The sequence below is a fragment of the Bacillus sp. FSL R7-0646 genome (assembly GCF_037969865.1).
GTDB classification, from domain to species: Bacteria; Bacillota; Bacilli; order Bacillales; family Bacillaceae; genus Bacillus; species Bacillus licheniformis.
In genome coordinates this window covers 1,832,524-1,849,868 of the sequence record NZ_CP150217.1, presented here as the reverse complement: position 1 = coordinate 1,849,868, position 17,345 = coordinate 1,832,524, and the positions used below count along the sequence as shown (strand labels likewise).

Annotated in this window: 16 protein-coding genes; all 16 read right to left on the bottom strand. The window is 46.9% G+C overall.

Translation table 11 applies throughout. The features are described from left to right. Window positions 1–9: 9 nt before the first annotated feature. A complete protein-coding gene (pgsA, locus tag MKY62_RS09455) occupies window positions 10–591 on the bottom strand; it encodes a CDP-diacylglycerol--glycerol-3-phosphate 3-phosphatidyltransferase (RefSeq protein ID WP_003181921.1) in 582 nt (193 codons plus the stop codon). Window positions 592–657: 66 nt separating this feature from the next. Then, window positions 658–1,560, bottom strand: coding sequence for a RodZ domain-containing protein (locus MKY62_RS09450; protein WP_003181919.1), 903 nt, complete (start codon window positions 1,558–1,560; stop codon window positions 658–660). A 17-nt stretch (window positions 1,561–1,577) separates the two neighbouring features. Then, window positions 1,578–2,369 carry a YmfK family protein gene (locus MKY62_RS09445; protein ID WP_003181917.1) on the bottom strand — a complete coding sequence of 264 codons (792 nt, stop codon included), beginning with the start codon at window positions 2,367–2,369 and terminating at the stop codon, window positions 1,578–1,580. Between the two features lie 247 nt (window positions 2,370–2,616). Further along, the gene (locus MKY62_RS09440; protein WP_003181915.1) at window positions 2,617–2,874 is read right to left on the bottom strand and encodes a DUF3243 domain-containing protein; all 258 of its coding nucleotides are present in this window, start codon (window positions 2,872–2,874) and stop codon (window positions 2,617–2,619) included. 70 nt (window positions 2,875–2,944) lie between these two features. Further along, entirely contained in the window at window positions 2,945–3,676 is a 732-nt protein-coding gene (locus MKY62_RS09435) for an SDR family oxidoreductase (RefSeq protein WP_003181914.1), read from the bottom strand. 87 nt (window positions 3,677–3,763) lie between these two features. After that, window positions 3,764–5,050, bottom strand: coding sequence for a pitrilysin family protein (locus MKY62_RS09430; RefSeq protein ID WP_003181912.1), 1,287 nt, complete (start codon window positions 5,048–5,050; stop codon window positions 3,764–3,766). Then, the gene (locus MKY62_RS09425) at window positions 5,047–6,327 is read right to left on the bottom strand and encodes a pitrilysin family protein (protein WP_003181910.1); all 1,281 of its coding nucleotides are present in this window, start codon (window positions 6,325–6,327) and stop codon (window positions 5,047–5,049) included. The genes MKY62_RS09430 and MKY62_RS09425 overlap by 4 nt, the downstream gene beginning before the upstream one ends. Before the next feature lie 141 nt (window positions 6,328–6,468). After that, the gene (locus tag MKY62_RS09420) at window positions 6,469–7,674 is read right to left on the bottom strand and encodes an MFS transporter (protein ID WP_031314629.1); all 1,206 of its coding nucleotides are present in this window, start codon (window positions 7,672–7,674) and stop codon (window positions 6,469–6,471) included. A gap of 135 nt (window positions 7,675–7,809) precedes the next feature. Then, window positions 7,810–8,535 (bottom strand): GntR family transcriptional regulator, encoded by a 726-nt coding sequence (locus MKY62_RS09415; protein ID WP_003181905.1) that lies wholly within the window; start codon window positions 8,533–8,535, stop codon window positions 7,810–7,812. Between the two features lie 132 nt (window positions 8,536–8,667). Further along, window positions 8,668–11,013 carry a DNA translocase FtsK gene (locus MKY62_RS09410; RefSeq protein WP_011197982.1) on the bottom strand — a complete coding sequence of 782 codons (2,346 nt, stop codon included), beginning with the start codon at window positions 11,011–11,013 and terminating at the stop codon, window positions 8,668–8,670. Window positions 11,014–11,132: 119 nt separating this feature from the next. Then, window positions 11,133–11,348 (bottom strand): YlzJ-like family protein, encoded by a 216-nt coding sequence (locus MKY62_RS09405; protein WP_003181904.1) that lies wholly within the window; start codon window positions 11,346–11,348, stop codon window positions 11,133–11,135. After that, window positions 11,345–12,091 (bottom strand): ClpP family protease, encoded by a 747-nt coding sequence (locus MKY62_RS09400; RefSeq protein WP_003181902.1) that lies wholly within the window; start codon window positions 12,089–12,091, stop codon window positions 11,345–11,347. The genes MKY62_RS09405 and MKY62_RS09400 overlap by 4 nt, the downstream gene beginning before the upstream one ends. Window positions 12,092–12,195: 104 nt before the next feature. Further along, complete coding sequence (gene rnjB / locus MKY62_RS09395; protein ID WP_003181900.1) at window positions 12,196–13,860, bottom strand: ribonuclease J2; 1,665 nt, start codon at window positions 13,858–13,860, stop codon at window positions 12,196–12,198. A 147-nt stretch (window positions 13,861–14,007) separates the two neighbouring features. Continuing rightward, entirely contained in the window at window positions 14,008–14,877 is an 870-nt protein-coding gene (dapA, locus tag MKY62_RS09390; RefSeq protein ID WP_003181896.1) for a 4-hydroxy-tetrahydrodipicolinate synthase, read from the bottom strand. 30 nt (window positions 14,878–14,907) lie between these two features. Next, on the bottom strand, window positions 14,908–16,122 hold the full coding sequence (gene dapG, locus MKY62_RS09385; RefSeq protein ID WP_003181894.1) for an aspartate kinase: 1,215 nt from the start codon (window positions 16,120–16,122) through the stop codon (window positions 14,908–14,910). Between the two features lie 90 nt (window positions 16,123–16,212). Continuing rightward, window positions 16,213–17,253, bottom strand: a complete 1,041-nt coding sequence (asd, locus tag MKY62_RS09380) for an aspartate-semialdehyde dehydrogenase (protein ID WP_003181892.1) — start codon at window positions 17,251–17,253, stop codon at window positions 16,213–16,215. Window positions 17,254–17,345: the final 92 nt, after the last annotated feature.

The following is a 17,345-nucleotide window of genomic DNA, read 5'->3' as shown; positions in this document are numbered from 1 at the left end:
TCCCTACGTTTAGTTCGATGTTTTTAAAGCATCCCAGTTTTTAGCGAAATAATCCCAGCCGGATACGACTGTGAAAAAGACAGCCACCCATAAAGCAAGAGAGCCGAACGGGAAGGATACAAGCTCAAATGGGAGATTGTGAAGCAAAAGGGCAGAGATCGCGATGATCTGGGCCCATGTTTTCACTTTTCCAAGCATGTTGGCTGCGACGACTTCCCCCGTTCCCGCAAGGACGAGCCGCAGTCCCGTTACGGCAAATTCCCGGCTGATAATGACAATGGCCATCCAGGCCGGAGCAAGATGGTAATGCACCAGAATAATCAAAGCGGAAGACACGAGCAGCTTGTCTGCAAGCGGGTCAAGGAATTTCCCAAAGTTTGTTACAAGGTTCAGCTTTCTTGCATAATAGCCGTCAACCCAATCGGTGACCGAAGCGAAAATAAACAGCAGTGCGCCGATCAAATGGGTGACCGGAATCGACTCGCTGCCGAAGGAGACAGCCCCCCACTGAAACGGCACAAGCATGATGACCATAAAAACAGGAATTAATGCGATTCTAGAAAGCGTGATTTTATTCGGTAAATTAAACATAAAGGTTCCTCCATATATGTATGTTTTCCTAATGATGATGAACGCAAGAAAAAGTCATCTGTGCAATTAAGATGACTTTTCCTCCTTTTTATTTTGAATCGTTATGTTTTGTGTCATCACAGTCTTAGGATCGAGCTTGTAAGAAAGAACTTCTCCGTTGATTTTAATTTCAACGCCCGGCGCATATCCGATCCGCAAATCAATTTGCGATTGATCGGTTATATTCTTTTGAAAGGTTTCCCCTTTTTTCATCATTCCTTCTTTAAGAGAGCTTCCTTTCTCGTCGCGCACTCTGACCCATGAGTTTTCGCTTGCCTTTACTTCAAGCTCCAGCTTGTCGGATCCTGATACTTCATAGGTTGTGGAAGAGCCTTCGCTTGCGGTCGCTTTAATGGTCAGCTTGTCGTTCTCATCAGACTGCTGATCCTTTTTTTCTTTGTCGCCTTCAGCGCTGTCTTTCTGCGCATCCGTGTTCTGTTGATTTTCCTTAGTCAGCGGGGAATCTTTTGAGACGTCGTACTTGCTTTGCGATTCCTCTGTTTTAGGCCCTTCAGCCTGCTGATTCCCTCCGCCGTTTACAGCCTGAACAATGACGTAAATGATCGCGATCACAACGATAACGCCGGCTGCCACAAGCAAGGTGGGCAAAAGTTCAAGCGCTTTTGAGGCAGACTTGGGAAGCTCCCTCTGCGGCTTGATTGAAGAAAGCTTCTCAGAAACCTCATCATTGTAAGAATTAGGGATATCTTTTTTAAACTCTTCAAACAAGTGCTCCGAGTCGAGGCCGACAGCTTCGGCGTACTGCTTGATAAAAGCCCTCACATAAAATTTCCCCGGAATGATATCATAGTTTCCTTCTTCAAGGGCCGTTAAATACCTTTTTTGGATCTTTGTGGCCGCCTGAAGGTCGTCCAATGACATCCCTTTTTCCTCTCTGGCTTCTTTCAGCCGATTTCCTAGTTCAGTCACAACAAACACCTTCCATTTTAAAAATCAAAGCCGGAAAAACCTGAATGGTCAAACATCTGCGGTTCTTCAGCGTGCTCATATGTAATCACCTCATCGGGGCTGTTACGCAATTCGATGATGTAGTCAAAATCGTCCATCGTATATTCCGTATTTTGCACGAAAATGTCCGGATGCTCGACAACTTTGGTCGCCGGCAGACGCATAATCTCACTGACGAGCTGCAAATGGCGTTCAGATCCTCTTCTCGTCGACACAATGCCGTCCAAAATGAAAACATTTTCCGGACTGTACTCATCGGCAATCAGCTGGCTTCTGATCGTTTGCTTCAGCAGCGTCGAAGAAACAAAAAGCCACCTTTTGCTTGCACAGACGCTTGAAGCAACAATTGATTCCGTCTTGCCGACGCGGGGCATTCCCCTGATCCCGATCAGCTTGTGCCCGTCTTTTTTAAACAGCTCAGCCATAAAATCGACAAGCAAGCCGAGCTCGTCGCGTTCAAACCGGAACGTTTTTTTATCGTCTGCATCCCGCTGGATATAGCGGCCGTGCCTTACAGCGAGACGGTCGCGAAGCTTCGGTTCGCGGAGCTTCGTCACTTTAATCGTATCCATCGTGTTCAAAATCGATTCCAATCGCTTAATCTGATCTATATGACGGCATTTTAACAAGAGGCCTCTTCTTTGTGTATCGACGCCGTTAATGGTCACAATATTAATTGAAAGCATCCCCAATAAAGAGGATATATCTCCCAGAAGTCCGGGACGGTTGACTTGGATTTCATATTCTAAGTACCATTCGAGCTTTGCCAAATGATAACCTCCCTACCCATCATCGTGGCAAAAATTTACCTTCCTTTATCATAAAGCATTTTGTCTTAATTAGAAAGCAGAATGTTGTGATTAAATAAGAAAAACGTCCGTTTCCCAAAATCGGGAAAAACCTGCTGTATCGGCGCCTGAATGCTGTTTACCCTGTCGGGGCGAAAAGCAAACGATAAAAGCGGTGCCGCAGGCAAAATCGCGCCTATAAAAAAGAGAGAGTGAACACACTCTCTCCTTAATGTGAGCTGTTGTTTTCAACAAGCTTAACCATCACGTTCGCAATGGCGCGCTGCTCTTCTTCGGAAGCCACGCTCCAAAGGTCTGCGAGCACTCGTTCTTGATGGTTTTTTGAATCAACCTCACCGGCCAAATAATCGCCGATCTCATATGCAAGATCTGAGATGGTTTCTTTTGACATTCCTTGTTCTTGGGCATAGTTCAAACGGTCGCCCAAAAAGTTTTTCCACTGATCCCAATTATCCAGTACGGACATATCAGGCCCCTCCATTCTCTTGAAGTTACAGCCTTATTATTCTCTTGGGAATCGTAAACTATACATGTTTTTAACAATGCCAGCCGCCATTAACTGACAAAATTTGACCCGTGATATAAGATGCTTTCGCCGAGAGCAGAAACAAGACGGCGTCTGCAACCTCTTCGGCTTCGGCGAGCCTTCCCATCGGAATCTCATCGGCGATCATCTCTTCTTCCTCTTTTGAAAATGAGCTCATCATCTTTGTTTTTACAGCGCCCGGAGAAACAGCGTTGACTCTGATGCCGCTCGGCGCAAGCTCTTTTGCAAGGGCTTTGACAAACACATTTTGCGCGCCTTTTGTCATGCTGTATAAAACTTCGCACGACGCCCCTGTCTCACCCCAAATAGAGCTGACGGCTACAATAGCGCCGGACTTTTTCCTGATCATCGCCGGAAGCAGATTCCTCGTTAATAGAAACGGGCTTGAGACATGGAGCTGCACCATGTCCTGTACAGCTTCATCGGTCATATCTGTCACAAGCCCGCGGAAGCTTTGTCCGCTGTTCAAGACGATGCCGTCTAGCGCCCGTCCGCCGATGGAAGCGGAAACGGCTTTTGCACCTCCGGGGTCGGACAGGTCGCCGTGAATGATTTCAGCGTGAATGCCGTATGTATGTGACAGCCTTTCTGCAAGTGAAGCGGCCGCCTTCTCATTTGTATGATAATGGAGGAGAAGATCATACCCGTTTTGCGCAAGCTTTTCGCTGATGCTTTGCCCGATTCCGCCGCTTGCGCCGGTGATGAGAGCGAGTTTTGTCATACCATATTTCCACCTTTCCGTTAAAAAAGAAGAAAGGTTCAGCGTGCATCGGAAATATCCCTGCACGCTGAACTTTCAGACCTTGCTTTATGATTTTGGAACGACTTTGCAGACGGTGATCCTGTCTTCCTCAACTTCTTCCTCAATGACGCGGTGAACGTCATCAAGCGTAATCGATTCGAGTACGGTGACGATATCAAACAGACTCGTCTCCAGAAAAGCGTACCGTGTAAACTGGTTGGCGATGTACTCAGGCGAATTCATCGATTTCAGGAAATTGCCGATTTTTTTCTTTCTGGCCAGTTCCAGCTTTTCGGCTGTGATCGTTTCTTTCGCTTTGAACAGCACTTGTTTGAGCTCTTCGGCCAGCTTGTCAGGCTCAGGCGTATCTCCGCCGACAGAGACGAAGCCAAATCCGTGTTCTTCAGTATAGTCATAGCTGAATGTCTCATCGATATACCCTTTTTCATAAATTCTTTCGTAATCGCTTGAGCTTTTGCCAAACAGACACTCGAGGATGAGGTTGATGGTCAGCTCATGCTTCAGCAGGGCTTCTCCCGTATTCATCGGATGAGCGCTTTTTAAACCGACGAGGCATTTTGAGCTTTGAACATTCATTTTAATTTCCTGTTCTTTTTTAAATACGGCCCCAGGCTCTTTAACTTCTTTCCGGACGATTTCAGGCTGGTCTGTATACGGTTTTTTCTGCTGGTTTTCGCGGACCTGGCGAATGATCGCTTCGGGATCGACCGGACCGACGACAAACAGCAGCATATTGCTCGGATGATAGAACGTCTCATAGCATTCGTACAAAAGGTCTTTTGTAATATGAGAGATGCTTTCGATCGTGCCTGCGATATCGATCCGGACAGGGTGCTCTTGATACATGTTTTCGATCAGGCCGAAAAACAGGCGCCAGTCGGGGTTGTCGTCATACATGTTGATTTCCTGTCCGATGATGCCTTTTTCCTTCTCAACCGTTTTTTCTGTAAAGTAAGGGTCCTGCACAAAGTCGACGAGCGTTTCCAGGTTTTCTTCCACATTTGACGTGCTTGAAAACAGGTAGGCCGTTCTTGTGAAGGAGGTAAACGCATTTGCCGAAGCTCCCTGCCTGCTGAATTGCTGAAAAACGTCGCCGTCTTCTTTTTCAAAGAGCTTATGTTCGAGAAAGTGTGCGATTCCATCAGGCACGCGGACCATTTCATCTTTTCCGAGCGGGACAAACTGATTGTCAATCGACCCGTATTTTGTGGTAAAGACCGCATATGTCTTGTTAAATCCTTCTTTCGGAAGAACATAGACATCGAGGCCGCCAGGCATTTTTTCGTAATATAGTGTTTCCTTCAGCTGTTCAAATTCGATCGTTTTCGTCAAGATGCTCCCTCCGTCCCTTTGAGAAAGTACGTTGTATCCAAATCGATTTTCTTTCCGACTTCGATGATGTCTTCTTTTGTGACATTGTCGATTCGTCCCAGCCAGTCTTCCAAGGAAAATTCGGTTTGGGCGGCAGCCTGCTGATAAATAAATTCGACTAAACCGTACGGTGTATCAAGCGTTTCAAGAATCTGGTTTTTAATGACGGCTTTCGTCTGGTCGATTGCCTCTTCTGTAAAGCTGCCTTTTTTCATTTCCTGAAACTGCTCCTTGATGATGTCGACGGCTTTTTGATAATTGCCGACTTCAATCCCCGACATCACCATCAACAGCCCTTTAAAGCTTTCGATTCTGGAAGCCGCATAATAGGCAAGGCTGGCCTTTTCCCTGACATTAATAAACAGCTTGGAATGTGAAAATCCGCCAAACAAGCCGTTAAACAGCTGAAGCGCCGTATAATCGTCATCCGTAAAATGCGTTCCCGTCCGAAATCCCATGTTCAGCTTCCCTTGCTTGACATCAGCATCCTCGATGACTTCCTGAGGCTCCCTTGTGCGGGTTTGCTCAAGCTCGGGAACAGGTCTCAGCTCCCGCTCGTTTGCTTCAAAGTATTTGGAAATGTACGAATCCACCTGCTGCTCATCCACATCCCCAACGACGTAAATGTCGAGCTGGTCTTCGCTGACCGCTTTTTGATAAGCTTCATACAGGCTTTGAGGCGTGATGCCGTCCACATCATCAAGCTCTCCGTTGACGTGAAGCGCGTATGGCTCATCTTTGCACATCTCCTGAATCAGCCTCAAATTTGAATAGCGCATTTTGTCGTTATAGACCGCCTGTATTCTTTGCTTTAGTGTGCGTTTTTCCTGAGACACGTACAGCGGCAGAAAGGCCCCGTCTTCAAGCGCCGGCGAAAAAATGATCTCTGACAAAAGCTCAAGCCCTTTTTCCAGAAGCGGTGTCTGATCCTTTAAAAATTTTTCGTTAGCGATATCGAGCCTGAATGTGATGACATGCATTTCCCCTTTTTTGGAGAGATCGCATGATACGGAAGTGCCGTAAAGTTCATCAAGATACGATCTGAGTTCGGCCGTTTTGGGGCGGGTGCTCGTTCCCCGCAAAAGCACATGCGGAAAAAGCGCCCTCTTTGTCACATCCTCTTTTGTTAAAGGAGCAAGCATTTTAAAAATAATCGAGACGGTTTTGAATTTTTCCGTTTTGACAATGTGGCTTGTCAATCCGCGGTGCTTTCCTTTTATTTCGTTAAGGTATGTCATACTAGAACCTCCATCGTCCTTGTTTATATTATGTATTATGACCACATTTCAGCATATGCGCTTGGACTGTATGGTTGTAATTATATCAACTGGAGGAGATTTAAGGAAACTAAAAAACCTTATGAAAAAGACGGTGCAGATCTACACCGTCTTTGCCGCTTCACTTTCGTCTTCTTTCGGGTCAATATTAAACAGCACAAGCGCTAGTGCAGCTAAACTGCACAAAAGCGATACGATGAAAATCAGCCACCCCGCATTTGTCATCATATAGGCGAAAACCGGCGGTCCGAGCGCAACACCGATAAACCTCATGCTGTTGTAAAACGAAGATATCGTGCCGCGCTCTTCTTTTTCAATTCCCTCGGTAATCAGCGCATCCAAAGAAGGGAGCGCAATTCCGATGCCGATGCCGCCGATGGACATAAACAAAAATAACGGGTAAAAGCTGTGGTTCCACCACAAACCGGCAAACGACAAAGCCAGCAGGATCATGCCGATCAGCACGCAGATCCTCATTCTGATCTTATCGTTTCCGATCAGCTTTCCGGCAAGGTAGGAACTGACGGAAAGAAAAAGCAGCGGAATGCTGAGAAGCGCTCCTTTCGCAATCCCGTCAATTTGATGCTTCTTCTCCAAAGTATCCGACAGGTAGAAGAGCACTCCGAATAAAAGAAACATAATAATTCCGCCGATGACAAAAGTGGAAACAAGCCACCGACCTTCCCGTTTGAAAATTTCCTGTACGCTTTTTGCAAAGTTTTTTAACGTTTGCTTTTCATCATCTTTGTCCTTCGGTTTGGGAACAAAAAACAAGACGAGAAAAAAGCTGGCAAGAGACACGACCGGGATAAACCAAAACGGCATGTACCAAACCCAAGATGCTAAAAAAGCCCCTAATATCGGGCTTAATACTTTGCCGGCAGTATTTGCCGTCTCTATATCTCCGAGTCCCGCGCTGATTTCTTCATCATTTTGGAACAAGTCGCCGATAAACGGCATGACGATCGGCGCTGCGCCGGCTGAGCCGATTCCTTGAAGGACGCGACCTGCTAAAATCATCGCAAACGGATCATTGAAAAAAGTTGAAGCCAAACCTGCTAACGCTCCTCCAGCTCCCGCAATCAGAAGGCATGGGAGCATGATCTTTTTTCTTCCGAACCGGTCCGACATATAGCCGGTAATCGGGATGCATACAATCGCCACAATTGAATAAACCGTGATGATCAACGACACCTGAAACGAAGAAATGTTTAATTTTTTTTCGATCACCGGCAAAACCGGAATCAGCATCGAATTGCCGAGCGTCATCACGAGCGGGACCGAAGACAGCGCAAAAATGCTTTTCATGTCTTTTTTTCTGCTCAACTTTTTTCACCCAATTCATCAGTATTTCCATCTGTTATTGTTCCATGATGCGGGCTTATTTATGTATAGGCGCTCAAGCGGGCAAAAAAAACACGCTCCTAATAGAGCGCCCGCATATCAAAAACGTTTTCTGACGACATGAAATCTGAATTTATCGGCCCTAAAATAGTTTAAAGAATATAAAACGGGCTTATCGTTTTGGTCATAATGAGTCTGTTTGAGCAGCAGCAAAGACGTTTCAGGATCGCATTCAAGAATTTGGGAAATGGTGTCATGATATCCGATTGGCACAATATCGGCAACAGCGTAGCTGATCACGGCGCCGGATTTGTTCTCAAGCCATTCAAACATCGATTCCTGCTCGTGTGAAAAGCCTTCCGGGAGAATGTCCACAGGTATTTTATCAAGACAGTAGACAACCGGCATTCCATTTGCCGTTCTCACCCGCTCAAGCAAAAAGATCTCGGTTTCTTCCGCATATTGAAACCGGAGCATATCTTCTTCAGTGGGAGCGGTAACCTGTGAGGACATAAAAATGGTTCCCGGCGTCATGCTTGCCTGCTCGATCATTTTTGTGACGCTGTTCAGCTGCTCAATACCTGATAGAAATAACGGTCTGGCATTTACAAAATGTCCGACTCCATGCCTTCTGATGATGACGTTTTCTTCTTCCAGTATTCTAAGCGCCTCACGCAAAGCCGTTCTGCTCACACCAAGCATCTTTGACAGCTCAAATTCACTCGGGAGCCGTTCATTTTCGCAAAAGACCCCATTTTGAATATCATCTTTTATCCGATCAATCACCTTTAAACATAACCGTTGATTGTCAGCTTTTATCGACATGTTTTCCCTCCGTCTGACAGATCAGATTCAAATTATCTTTAATTGAGGATAACTATATCATGTTTTGTCAAATAAATAAATAGATGTTTTTTAGTTTACATAATGAAATTATGTTAAACAAGAACTCTCTTCTCAAGAAGAGAGTTCTTCGTATTGCTCTTTTGACAAGAGAACTTCACGGGGTTTTGATCCTTCATATGGGCCGACGATTCCCCGCTCTTCCATGGCATCGATAAGCCGCGCCGCTCTTGTATAGCCGATGCGGAATCTCCTTTGCAGCATGGATACAGAAGCCGTCTGCATGCTGACCACAAGTGCGACCGCTTCGTCATAAAGGTCGTCTGTCACTTCGCTGACCGTTTCCTGCGTCTCTTCTGGAATCATTTCTTCTTGGTATTGGGCTTTTTGCTGGCTGATGACGTGATCGACAACTTTTTCAACTTCTTCGTCTGACAGAAAGGCACCTTGAACGCGGAGCGGTTTATTGGCGCCGACAGGGAGAAACAGCATGTCCCCTCTGCCGAGAAGTTTTTCAGCGCCTCCCATATCAAGAATCGTCCTGGAGTCGGTCTGAGACGATACGCTGAAAGCGATCCTTGACGGAATGTTGGCTTTAATGACCCCTGTGATAACATCGACCGAAGGCCTCTGCGTCGCAATGATCAGGTGGATGCCCGCCGCCCTGGCCATTTGCGAAAGCCTTGTGATCGAGTCTTCAACATCAGAGGAAGCGACCATCATCAGGTCGGCAAGCTCGTCCACAATCACAATGATGTATGGAAGCTCCGGCTGCTTTGCTTCTTCTGCGGCATTCATCCGTTTAATATAGTCGTTATACCCTTCGATATTTCTCGTTCCCGTGTGAGAAAACAATTCGTAGCGCCGCTCCATTTCGTTGACGACTTTCTTCAAAGCCTGCGATGCTTTTTTCGGGTCTGTCACGACGGGAGCGAGCAAATGCGGAATCCCGTTGTAGACATTGAGCTCGACCATTTTCGGATCAATCATCATCATCTTCACTTCGTGGGGCTTTGCCCTCATCAAAATGCTTGTAATGATCCCGTTGACACAGACGCTTTTCCCGCTTCCGGTCGCTCCTGCAACAAGAAGGTGGGGCATTTTGTTCAGCTCTGCCAATACCGCTTCTCCGGAAATGTTCCGGCCGAGGCCGATCATCAGCTTTGCATCCGGCCGGTCATTCAGTTTCGATTCAAGCACTTCTTTCAAGGAAACCATCGCCACTTCCGCATTTGGCACTTCGATTCCAATCGCCGATTTTCCGGGGATCGGGGCTTCGATGCGGATATCCTTGGCCGCGAGCGCTAAAGCCAAGTCGTCACTTAAGTTGACAATTTTGCTGACTTTGACGCCCACATCAGGATAGACTTCATATTTCGTGACGGCCGGGCCGAGATGAACCTGGGTGACTTTCGCCTTAACTCCGAAGCTTTGAAACGTCCTTTCCAGCTTCCTGGCATTGTCGTAAATATTCTTTTTATCCGCCTGCTGCCCTGTGTGCTTCGGATCATCCAGCAATTGAATCGACGGAAGCTGGTAATCCTTGTTTTCTAGCTCTGTAAACGTGATTTCGGGCGCGCCGGAGGCCTGCATTTCCTCACCGATTTCGGGCTCAGCAGGAGGTTCAGCAGGAGCCGCCGGAGCTTCGTAAGCTTGAACTTCGGGCTTTTCATCACGGTCGGAAAAGCTTGAAATAATCGGTTCTGATTGAATAACCGGATCTGGATCAAGGTCCGCTTCTTGTACAGGCTCTTCAGACACTTTCGGTTTTCTCTGCGTCTTTTGTTTTTTTCCGGATTTCTTTTTCGGCGAGCTGTTTTTCAATTGTTTAAGATCTGCTAAAAAGGCCTGCCACTGGTTTTTCATGAAGGAGGCGACCGGGGTCATCCATTTGATCAGCGTCTCCTGAAGCGACCGATCCGTAATCAAAAGAAGGCCGATCAAGATCAGGAAGACGGCGATGATTTTAGATCCTGCAGATGCAAACAGAAAATATGACGCCGCGAATAAAAGGGCTCCAATCATTCCGCCTCCAAGATCAGGCGATCCTGTCTCGCCTTTTACATCCATCAGAAACAGCTCCCACGTATTTTGGATCACGCTCGGAGACTGAACCATTCCCCTTTCGGTCAAATGCTGAAACAGCTGGACATGTGAAAGAAGCAGCATGCTTGCAATGATGCAGTAAAGGCCCGCTTTTCTCCTCGTCAAAAAACTGGGTGTTTTCTTTTTCCAAAATAAAGACAAGCCCGTTAAAAAGAGGCCGAGAAGGCAAAGGATGAACCATTCACCGGCGAAAAAGCGGAACATGTAAATGAACGTTTGCCCTGCTACGCCAAGCTGCAAAACCGCAATAATCGAGATGGCGATACAGATTAATCCGTACAATTCAAATTTAAGATGGATCCGTTTTTTTCCTTGTTTTTGTTTCTTTGTTGATTTTCGTTTTCTTTTTGCCATGTTCCATCACCTTACTGCGTGTTAAAAAATGTAAAAACAAAGAGAAAGCAGCCTTTTTTCGGCTGCGATTTTCCTCTGGATTCCCCTATTATAGCATATTTATCCTTGAGACACTCCAGCTATTTATAAAATGTCAGTTTAAGCGTCTGCCCAGGGGCCGTTTCTTGTTTTAAAAAATCCATCGGGTTCGTGCTGAGAACCTGAACGACCCTTGCTTCCTCTCCGTTCATCTCGACTAAAAGGGGCACGCCGTTTACATCGATCTGTTTTAAGTTCGAGTTTTCCGCCTGCCCTGCGAACACGATTTCCTGCGGCATTGTCGTATACAGAATCATTGGATCATCCCTTCCTGGGCGCCCTTGTTTTGTTCGATTAATTCATTCAGCTTTTGAATCGCCTGTCCGACTCCGCCGGTTTCATCGATTAATCCGTATTTAACCGCATCGTTTCCTACGACATTCGTCCCGATGTCACGGGTTAAATTGCCTTTTGAAAACATCAGTTCTTTAAATTTTTCTTCCGATATGTTGGAATGGCTTGTCACGAAATTGATGACCCTTTCCTGCATTTTGTCGAGATACTCAAATGTCTGCGGCACACCGATGACAAGCCCTGTCAGCCTGACCGGATGGATCGTCATCGTAGCTGTTTCAGCGATATAGCTGTGGTCGCAGGACACTGCGATTGGAACTCCGATTGAATGTCCGCCGCCCAGTACGATAGAGACCGTCGGCTTTGACAGGGACGCCAGCATTTCCGCAATCGCAAGGCCCGCTTCTACGTCTCCTCCGACCGTGTTTAAGATGATGAGCAGACCTTCGATTTTAGGATTCTGCTCTACTGCAACGATCTGGGGAATCACATGTTCATACTTTGTTGTTTTGTTTTGGGGAGGAAGCTGGACGTGACCTTCAATTTGTCCGATAATGGTCAGGCAGTGAATGTTGGTGTCCTGCCCCATCTGCGGGAGTGTCGTTTCGCCGAGCTGCTGGATTTTGTTGACGAGACTGTCTTTTGCGTCCTGCTTAGCCGGCTGCTCCCCTTGGCTGTCCCCGTTTTGTATCCGGTTTGAATCCATCTGGCTCACCTCTTTCTCGAGTTTCTTTTGTATTATGGACAATGGCGTTTTTTTCATTCAACGCAAAAGGCATGAAAAAAAACCAAGAGGAGTCTCTTGGTTTTTTATACTTCCATGATGATTGGAATGATCATTGGTTTTCGTTTCGTTTTTTCGTATAGGAACTGGTTTAATGCCTCACGCATCGTCTGTTTTAAGGCGGACCATTCGACGACGGCGTTTTCTGTGCTTTCGTTGACGAGTTCCCTGACAAGCTCTGTCGCTTCAACGATCAGCTGTTCAGATTCTCTGACATAGACAAAACCTCTCGTGATAATTTCGGGTCCTGAAACTAGATGTTTTTTCTTTTTATCAAGGGTAATCACAACAATTAAGATTCCGTCCTGGGATAGCAGACGGCGGTCTCTGAGCACGATGTTGCCGATATCGCCGACGCCGAGTCCGTCGATCAATATATTGCCTGAGTGTACTTTATCGCCGATTTTAACGTTTTGTCCGCGGAATTCCACGACATCTCCTTTTTCAATCAGGAAAATGTCGCTCCGTTTCATGCCGATTTCTTCGGCAAGCTTGGAATGCGCTTTTTGCATTCTGTATTCACCGTTTACGGGGATTAAATACTTCGGCTTCAGCAAGTTGAGCATCAGCTTCAGCTCTTCTTGACAGCCATGGCCTGATACATGGACGCGTTTTTGTGCGAATACGACCTGGGCGCCCGCTCTCGTTAAGAGATCGACCGCTTTGGAGTAAACAAGCTCCTGACCCGGGATAGGGGAGGATGCGATCAGGACGGTATCCCCTTCCTCAATGTCAAGCTGCTTATGCCCTTGTTTTGCGATCCTGGTCAATGCGGCGAGCGGCTCTCCATGGTTGTCCCCTGTCAAAATCGCGACTTCTCTTTTTGGATACTTTTTGACTTCTTGGACAGGGATGAACATATCTTCATCTGCCGTGACATACCCGAGTTTCATCGCCAGCTGGAGTATCGCCGAAATATTTTTCCCTGAAACTGCAAGCTTCCTGCCGTTTTGCAGCGCGGCATCAATCACCTGCTGAATCCGGTTAAAGTTAGACGCGAACACGGCAATAATCACGCGGTTTTCGGCGTTGTACATCACATCGGATATCTCTCCGCCAACGAGTGCTTCTGAAGGCGTATAGCCCGGCTTCTCGGCATTGGCGCTGTCGGAAAGCAGGCACAGCACACCGCTGTTGCCGATTTTGGCAATTTCGCCGATGTCGCTTGTCTGGTTTAACACAGGTGTCTGGTCAAATTTAAAATCGCCTGTGCACACGATGGATCCGAGGGATGTTTTAAAGCTGACACCGACGGAATCCGGGATGCTGTGATTTGTTTTGAAGAATGACACCTTTGTCGATTCAAATGTAATAACGGATTTTGAATGAATTTCTCTTAAATCGGGCTTTTTGTTTACACCGTACTGCTTCAGCGTTTCCTTTAAAAGGGCAAGCGTCAGCTTCGTTCCGTAAACAGGCACAGAAAGCTTGTTCAGGCAGTAAAATACGCCGCCGATGTTTTCTTCATGCCCGTGTGTGAGAAAAATCGCCTTTACGCGGTCAGATCGTTCAATTAAATAAGAAATGTCAGGGATGACCACATCGATACCCAGCATTTCATTTTCTGGATGCATGAGGCCGGCGTCAACCACGAATATGTCTGAATCGATTTCAATGACATAGAGGTTTTTTCCGATCTCTCCGACGCCTCCTAAGGCGATGATTCTAATATTTTCTGTATTTTTTTTCAAATTGTAATCCTCCTAATCTAAGTACCCGTCCATCATCACTTGTCCCTATTATACCTGAATCTAAATTTAGAAAACAAGAACCATTATGTATATGACAAACGGTCATCCCCTCCAAAAGAGAATGACCGTTTTCGTCCGTATTGTTTTTTACAGGCCGTTCATCAGGCTGCTTAAACGGAGTCGTTCATCTTCATTTAGCGGAATCAAAGGGAGCCGGACGGACCCGACGTCAAGACCCTTCAGCTGAAGAGCCGTCTTTAATGGAGACGGGTTCGGTGCGGCAAAAAGCCCTTTCATCAGCGGAAGCAGCTTTTGATGGATCAAAGCAGCCTGAGCCGTGTTCCCCTCGGTATAATGTTTGATCATTTCCTGCATTTCCGGTCCGATGATGTGTGATGCAACGGAAACGATTCCTCTCGCTCCCACGGACAGCGCCGGCAGTGTCAGGCTGTCATCTCCTGAATAAACTGCAAAGTCCTCAGGGGTTTCGGCTACGATTTTTGTTATCGCATCTAGGTCGCCGCTCGCTTCTTTAATGGCGATAATATTCGGGATCTCCGCAAGGCGGATTGTCGTCTCTGGTGCGAGCGAAGCAGCCGTTCTTCCCGGCACATTATAAAGCATGACAGGCAGCGATGTTTCCTCCGCAATCGCTCTGAAATGGCGGTACATGCCTTCCTGAGAAGGCTTGTTGTAGTACGGAGTGACGAGCATGACAGCGTCAGCGCCGGCTTCTTCAGCTTTTTTCGTCAGCTTGATCGACGCCTTCGTGTTGTTGCTTCCCGTGCCGGCGATGATTGGGGCACGGCCTGCCGCTTCCTTGACAGAGTATTGAATGAGCGCTACCTTTTCTTCTTCGGAAAGCGTCGGCGATTCTCCGGTTGTTCCGGCAACGACCAGGGAATCCGTCCCATTGTTTAGTAAATAATCGATCAGCTTTGACAGTTTTTGAAAATCGATATTTTCATTTTTGTCAAAGGGCGTAACCATCGCGGTTGCGATATTTCCGAAATTCATTTTTTTCACCTCATCATGATTCAATCATATTTATTTTGACAGTTCAAACACTTCATGCAGCGCATTTACGGCCGTCGCCATATTTTTCTCGTGCACGAGCACCCATATCGTCGTATGGCTGTCAGCAGACTGCAGGATCGGAATGCCTTTTTCTGACAAAGCGGTAACGATTTTTGAGGTGACGCCTGGAACGCCCATAATCCCCGCGCCAACCGCTGACACTTTCGCGCAATTTCTCGTCACGGCCGGTTCATAGCCCAATTCCTTCAGGATGCTGTGGGCGCGGTCTGTCATGTTTCCAGCCACCGTGTAGACAATTTCACTTGGTGTAATATTGAAGAAATCGACGCTGATGCCCGCATTCGCCATCGCTTTAAACACTTCAGTCTGTACGTTATATTGTCCTTCTTTTGCCGGGACTTTAAACTGTGTCACGTCTTTCACATGGGCGATGCCTGTGATGAGCCGCTCAAAAACGTCGCTTCCGGCTTTCGAGTTGTGATGGCTTGTGACGAGCGTACCGGTTTCGTTTGAATAGGTTGAACGCACGCGGATCGGCACTTTCGCCTGCATTGCGATTTCAACGGCTCTCGGGTGGATCACCTTGGCCCCCTGATAGGCTAAATTACAGATTTCCGTATAGGTAATCACAGGCAGCGGCTTCGCTTTTTCAACGATGCGCGGATCAGCTGTCATGACACCTTCGACATCTGTATAAATATCGATAAATTCCGCGTCCAGAGCCGCGCCAAGCGCAGCGGCCGATGTATCGCTTCCGCCGCGGCCGATCGTTGTGATATCCCCTTTTGCAGTCGCGCCTTGGAAGCCTGCGACGACGACCGCATCATGGTCGGCCAGCATGCTGACAAGCCGCTCCGGCTTCATTTCGAGAATCTTTGCATTCGTATGGTTGTTGTCTGTTAAAAAGCCCGCTTGCGCACCGGTTAAAGCAGCAGCTTTAATCCCGTTTTCCAAAAGCATGCTGGCGAACACAACAGAGGAAATCGTTTCCCCGCATGATAAAAGCATATCCTGCTCACGCTCGGTAATTGTATCCTGTCCGCCGTAAAGCAGATCAAGCAATGAATCAGTCGCATACGGATCGCCTTTCCGGCCCATGGCCGATACGACGACAACCGCTTTGTATCCTTCATTGACCGCTTCCTTAATATGGTTTAAGGCAAGCTTTCTGCCGCGGTCATCTTTTACAGACGTTCCGCCGAATTTTTGAACGATGATTTTCACTTTATTTCACTCCAAGTTGATTTCGGACGTAACAGAAGAGAGCAGGCCTTCATTTTTGCCTCACTCTCTTCTCACATCCCGTTAGAAATCTTAAACTAAATTTAAAGCTTTTAGGCTTTCTGCGATTTGTACGGAATTCCATGCCGCGCCTTTCAGCAGGTTGTCGGAAACGATCCACAGATGGAAACCGTTCGGGCGGTCAAGGTCTTTTCTCACCCGGCCGACAAATACGTCTCTTTTCCCTACTGCATCTGCAGGCATCGGATAGACCTGTTTAGCTGGATCATCCTGCAGAACGACGCCTGGAGCTTCTTTTAACAGATTTTTAATATCCTCTGCTGTCACATCATCACGGTCTGTTTCGATGTAGACGGATTCTGAATGCCCTGTTGCAATCGGCAGTCTGACACATGTGGCTGAAACTTGAAGCTCAGGCATGTGCATGATTTTTTTCGTTTCATTTATCATTTTCATTTCCTCAAACGTAAAGCCGTTTTCCTGGAATTTATCGATTTGAGGAATAGCGTTAAATGCGATTTGGTAGTGTTTTTCATCACTCTTCACCGGCATGATCTCAGGCTCGAACGGTTTGTCGTTCAAAATGGCTTCGGTTTGCCCGTAGAGCTCTTTTACAGCTTCGTTTCCGGCTCCAGACACCGCCTGATAAGTCGATACGATGATTTTGTTTAAACCGAAAGCCTTGCGGATCGGTTCGAGCGCAACAACCATCTGGATGGTTGAACAGTTCGGATTTGCAATAATCCCGTTGTGCTTGTGCAAATCTTCCTCATTGACCTCAGGTACGACGAGCGGAGTGTTTTGGTCCATCCGGAACGCGCTCGTATTATCAATGACGATCGCCCCGCGTTTGACAGCCTCGTGAGCAAGCGCCTGCGAAACGCTTCCCCCGGCGCTGAAAAGCGCGATGTTGACGCCTTCAAAGCTCTCAGGACGAGCTTCTTCTACTGTGTACTCTTCGCCTTTGAAAGTCAGTTTCGTACCTGCTGAACGTTTTGAGGATAATAAAGTCAGTTTATCCAGTTCAAAATTCCTGTCTTCTAGTGTTTTTAACATTTGCTGTCCTACAGCGCCTGTCGCACCAACTACTGCTACATGTAATCCTCTGCCCAATTGTAAAACTCCTTCCACCTTAATCGTCGTAAACGATTGGTTGACTATGCATTTTACATTTTATTTTAACATAGATGTGTGCCGTGGTGATT

Bases quoted from the DNA above. Each gene is read 5' to 3' on its own strand.
- MKY62_RS09440 (WP_003181915.1), bottom strand. From the start codon at position 2,874: ATGTCCGTACTGGATAATTGGGATCAGTGGAAAAACTTTTTGGGCGAC.
- pgsA (WP_003181921.1), bottom strand. From the start codon at position 591: ATGTTTAATTTACCGAATAAAATCACGCTTTCTAGAATCGCATTAATT.
- MKY62_RS09415 (WP_003181905.1), bottom strand. From the start codon at position 8,535: ATGTCGATAAAAGCTGACAATCAACGGTTATGTTTAAAGGTGATTGAT.
- MKY62_RS09405 (WP_003181904.1), bottom strand. From the start codon at position 11,348: ATGATTCTGTATACGACAATGCCGCAGGAAATCGTGTTCGCAGGGCAG.
- MKY62_RS09410 (WP_011197982.1), bottom strand. From the start codon at position 11,013: ATGGCAAAAAGAAAACGAAAATCAACAAAGAAACAAAAACAAGGAAAA.
- MKY62_RS09435 (WP_003181914.1), bottom strand. From the start codon at position 3,676: ATGACAAAACTCGCTCTCATCACCGGCGCAAGCGGCGGAATCGGGCAA.
- MKY62_RS09420 (WP_031314629.1), bottom strand. From the start codon at position 7,674: ATGAAAAGCATTTTTGCGCTGTCTTCGGTCCCGCTCGTGATGACGCTC.
- MKY62_RS09425 (WP_003181910.1), bottom strand. From the start codon at position 6,327: ATGACATACCTTAACGAAATAAAAGGAAAGCACCGCGGATTGACAAGC.
- dapA (WP_003181896.1), bottom strand. From the start codon at position 14,877: ATGAATTTCGGAAATATCGCAACCGCGATGGTTACGCCCTTTGACAAA.
- MKY62_RS09400 (WP_003181902.1), bottom strand. From the start codon at position 12,091: ATGGATTCAAACCGGATACAAAACGGGGACAGCCAAGGGGAGCAGCCG.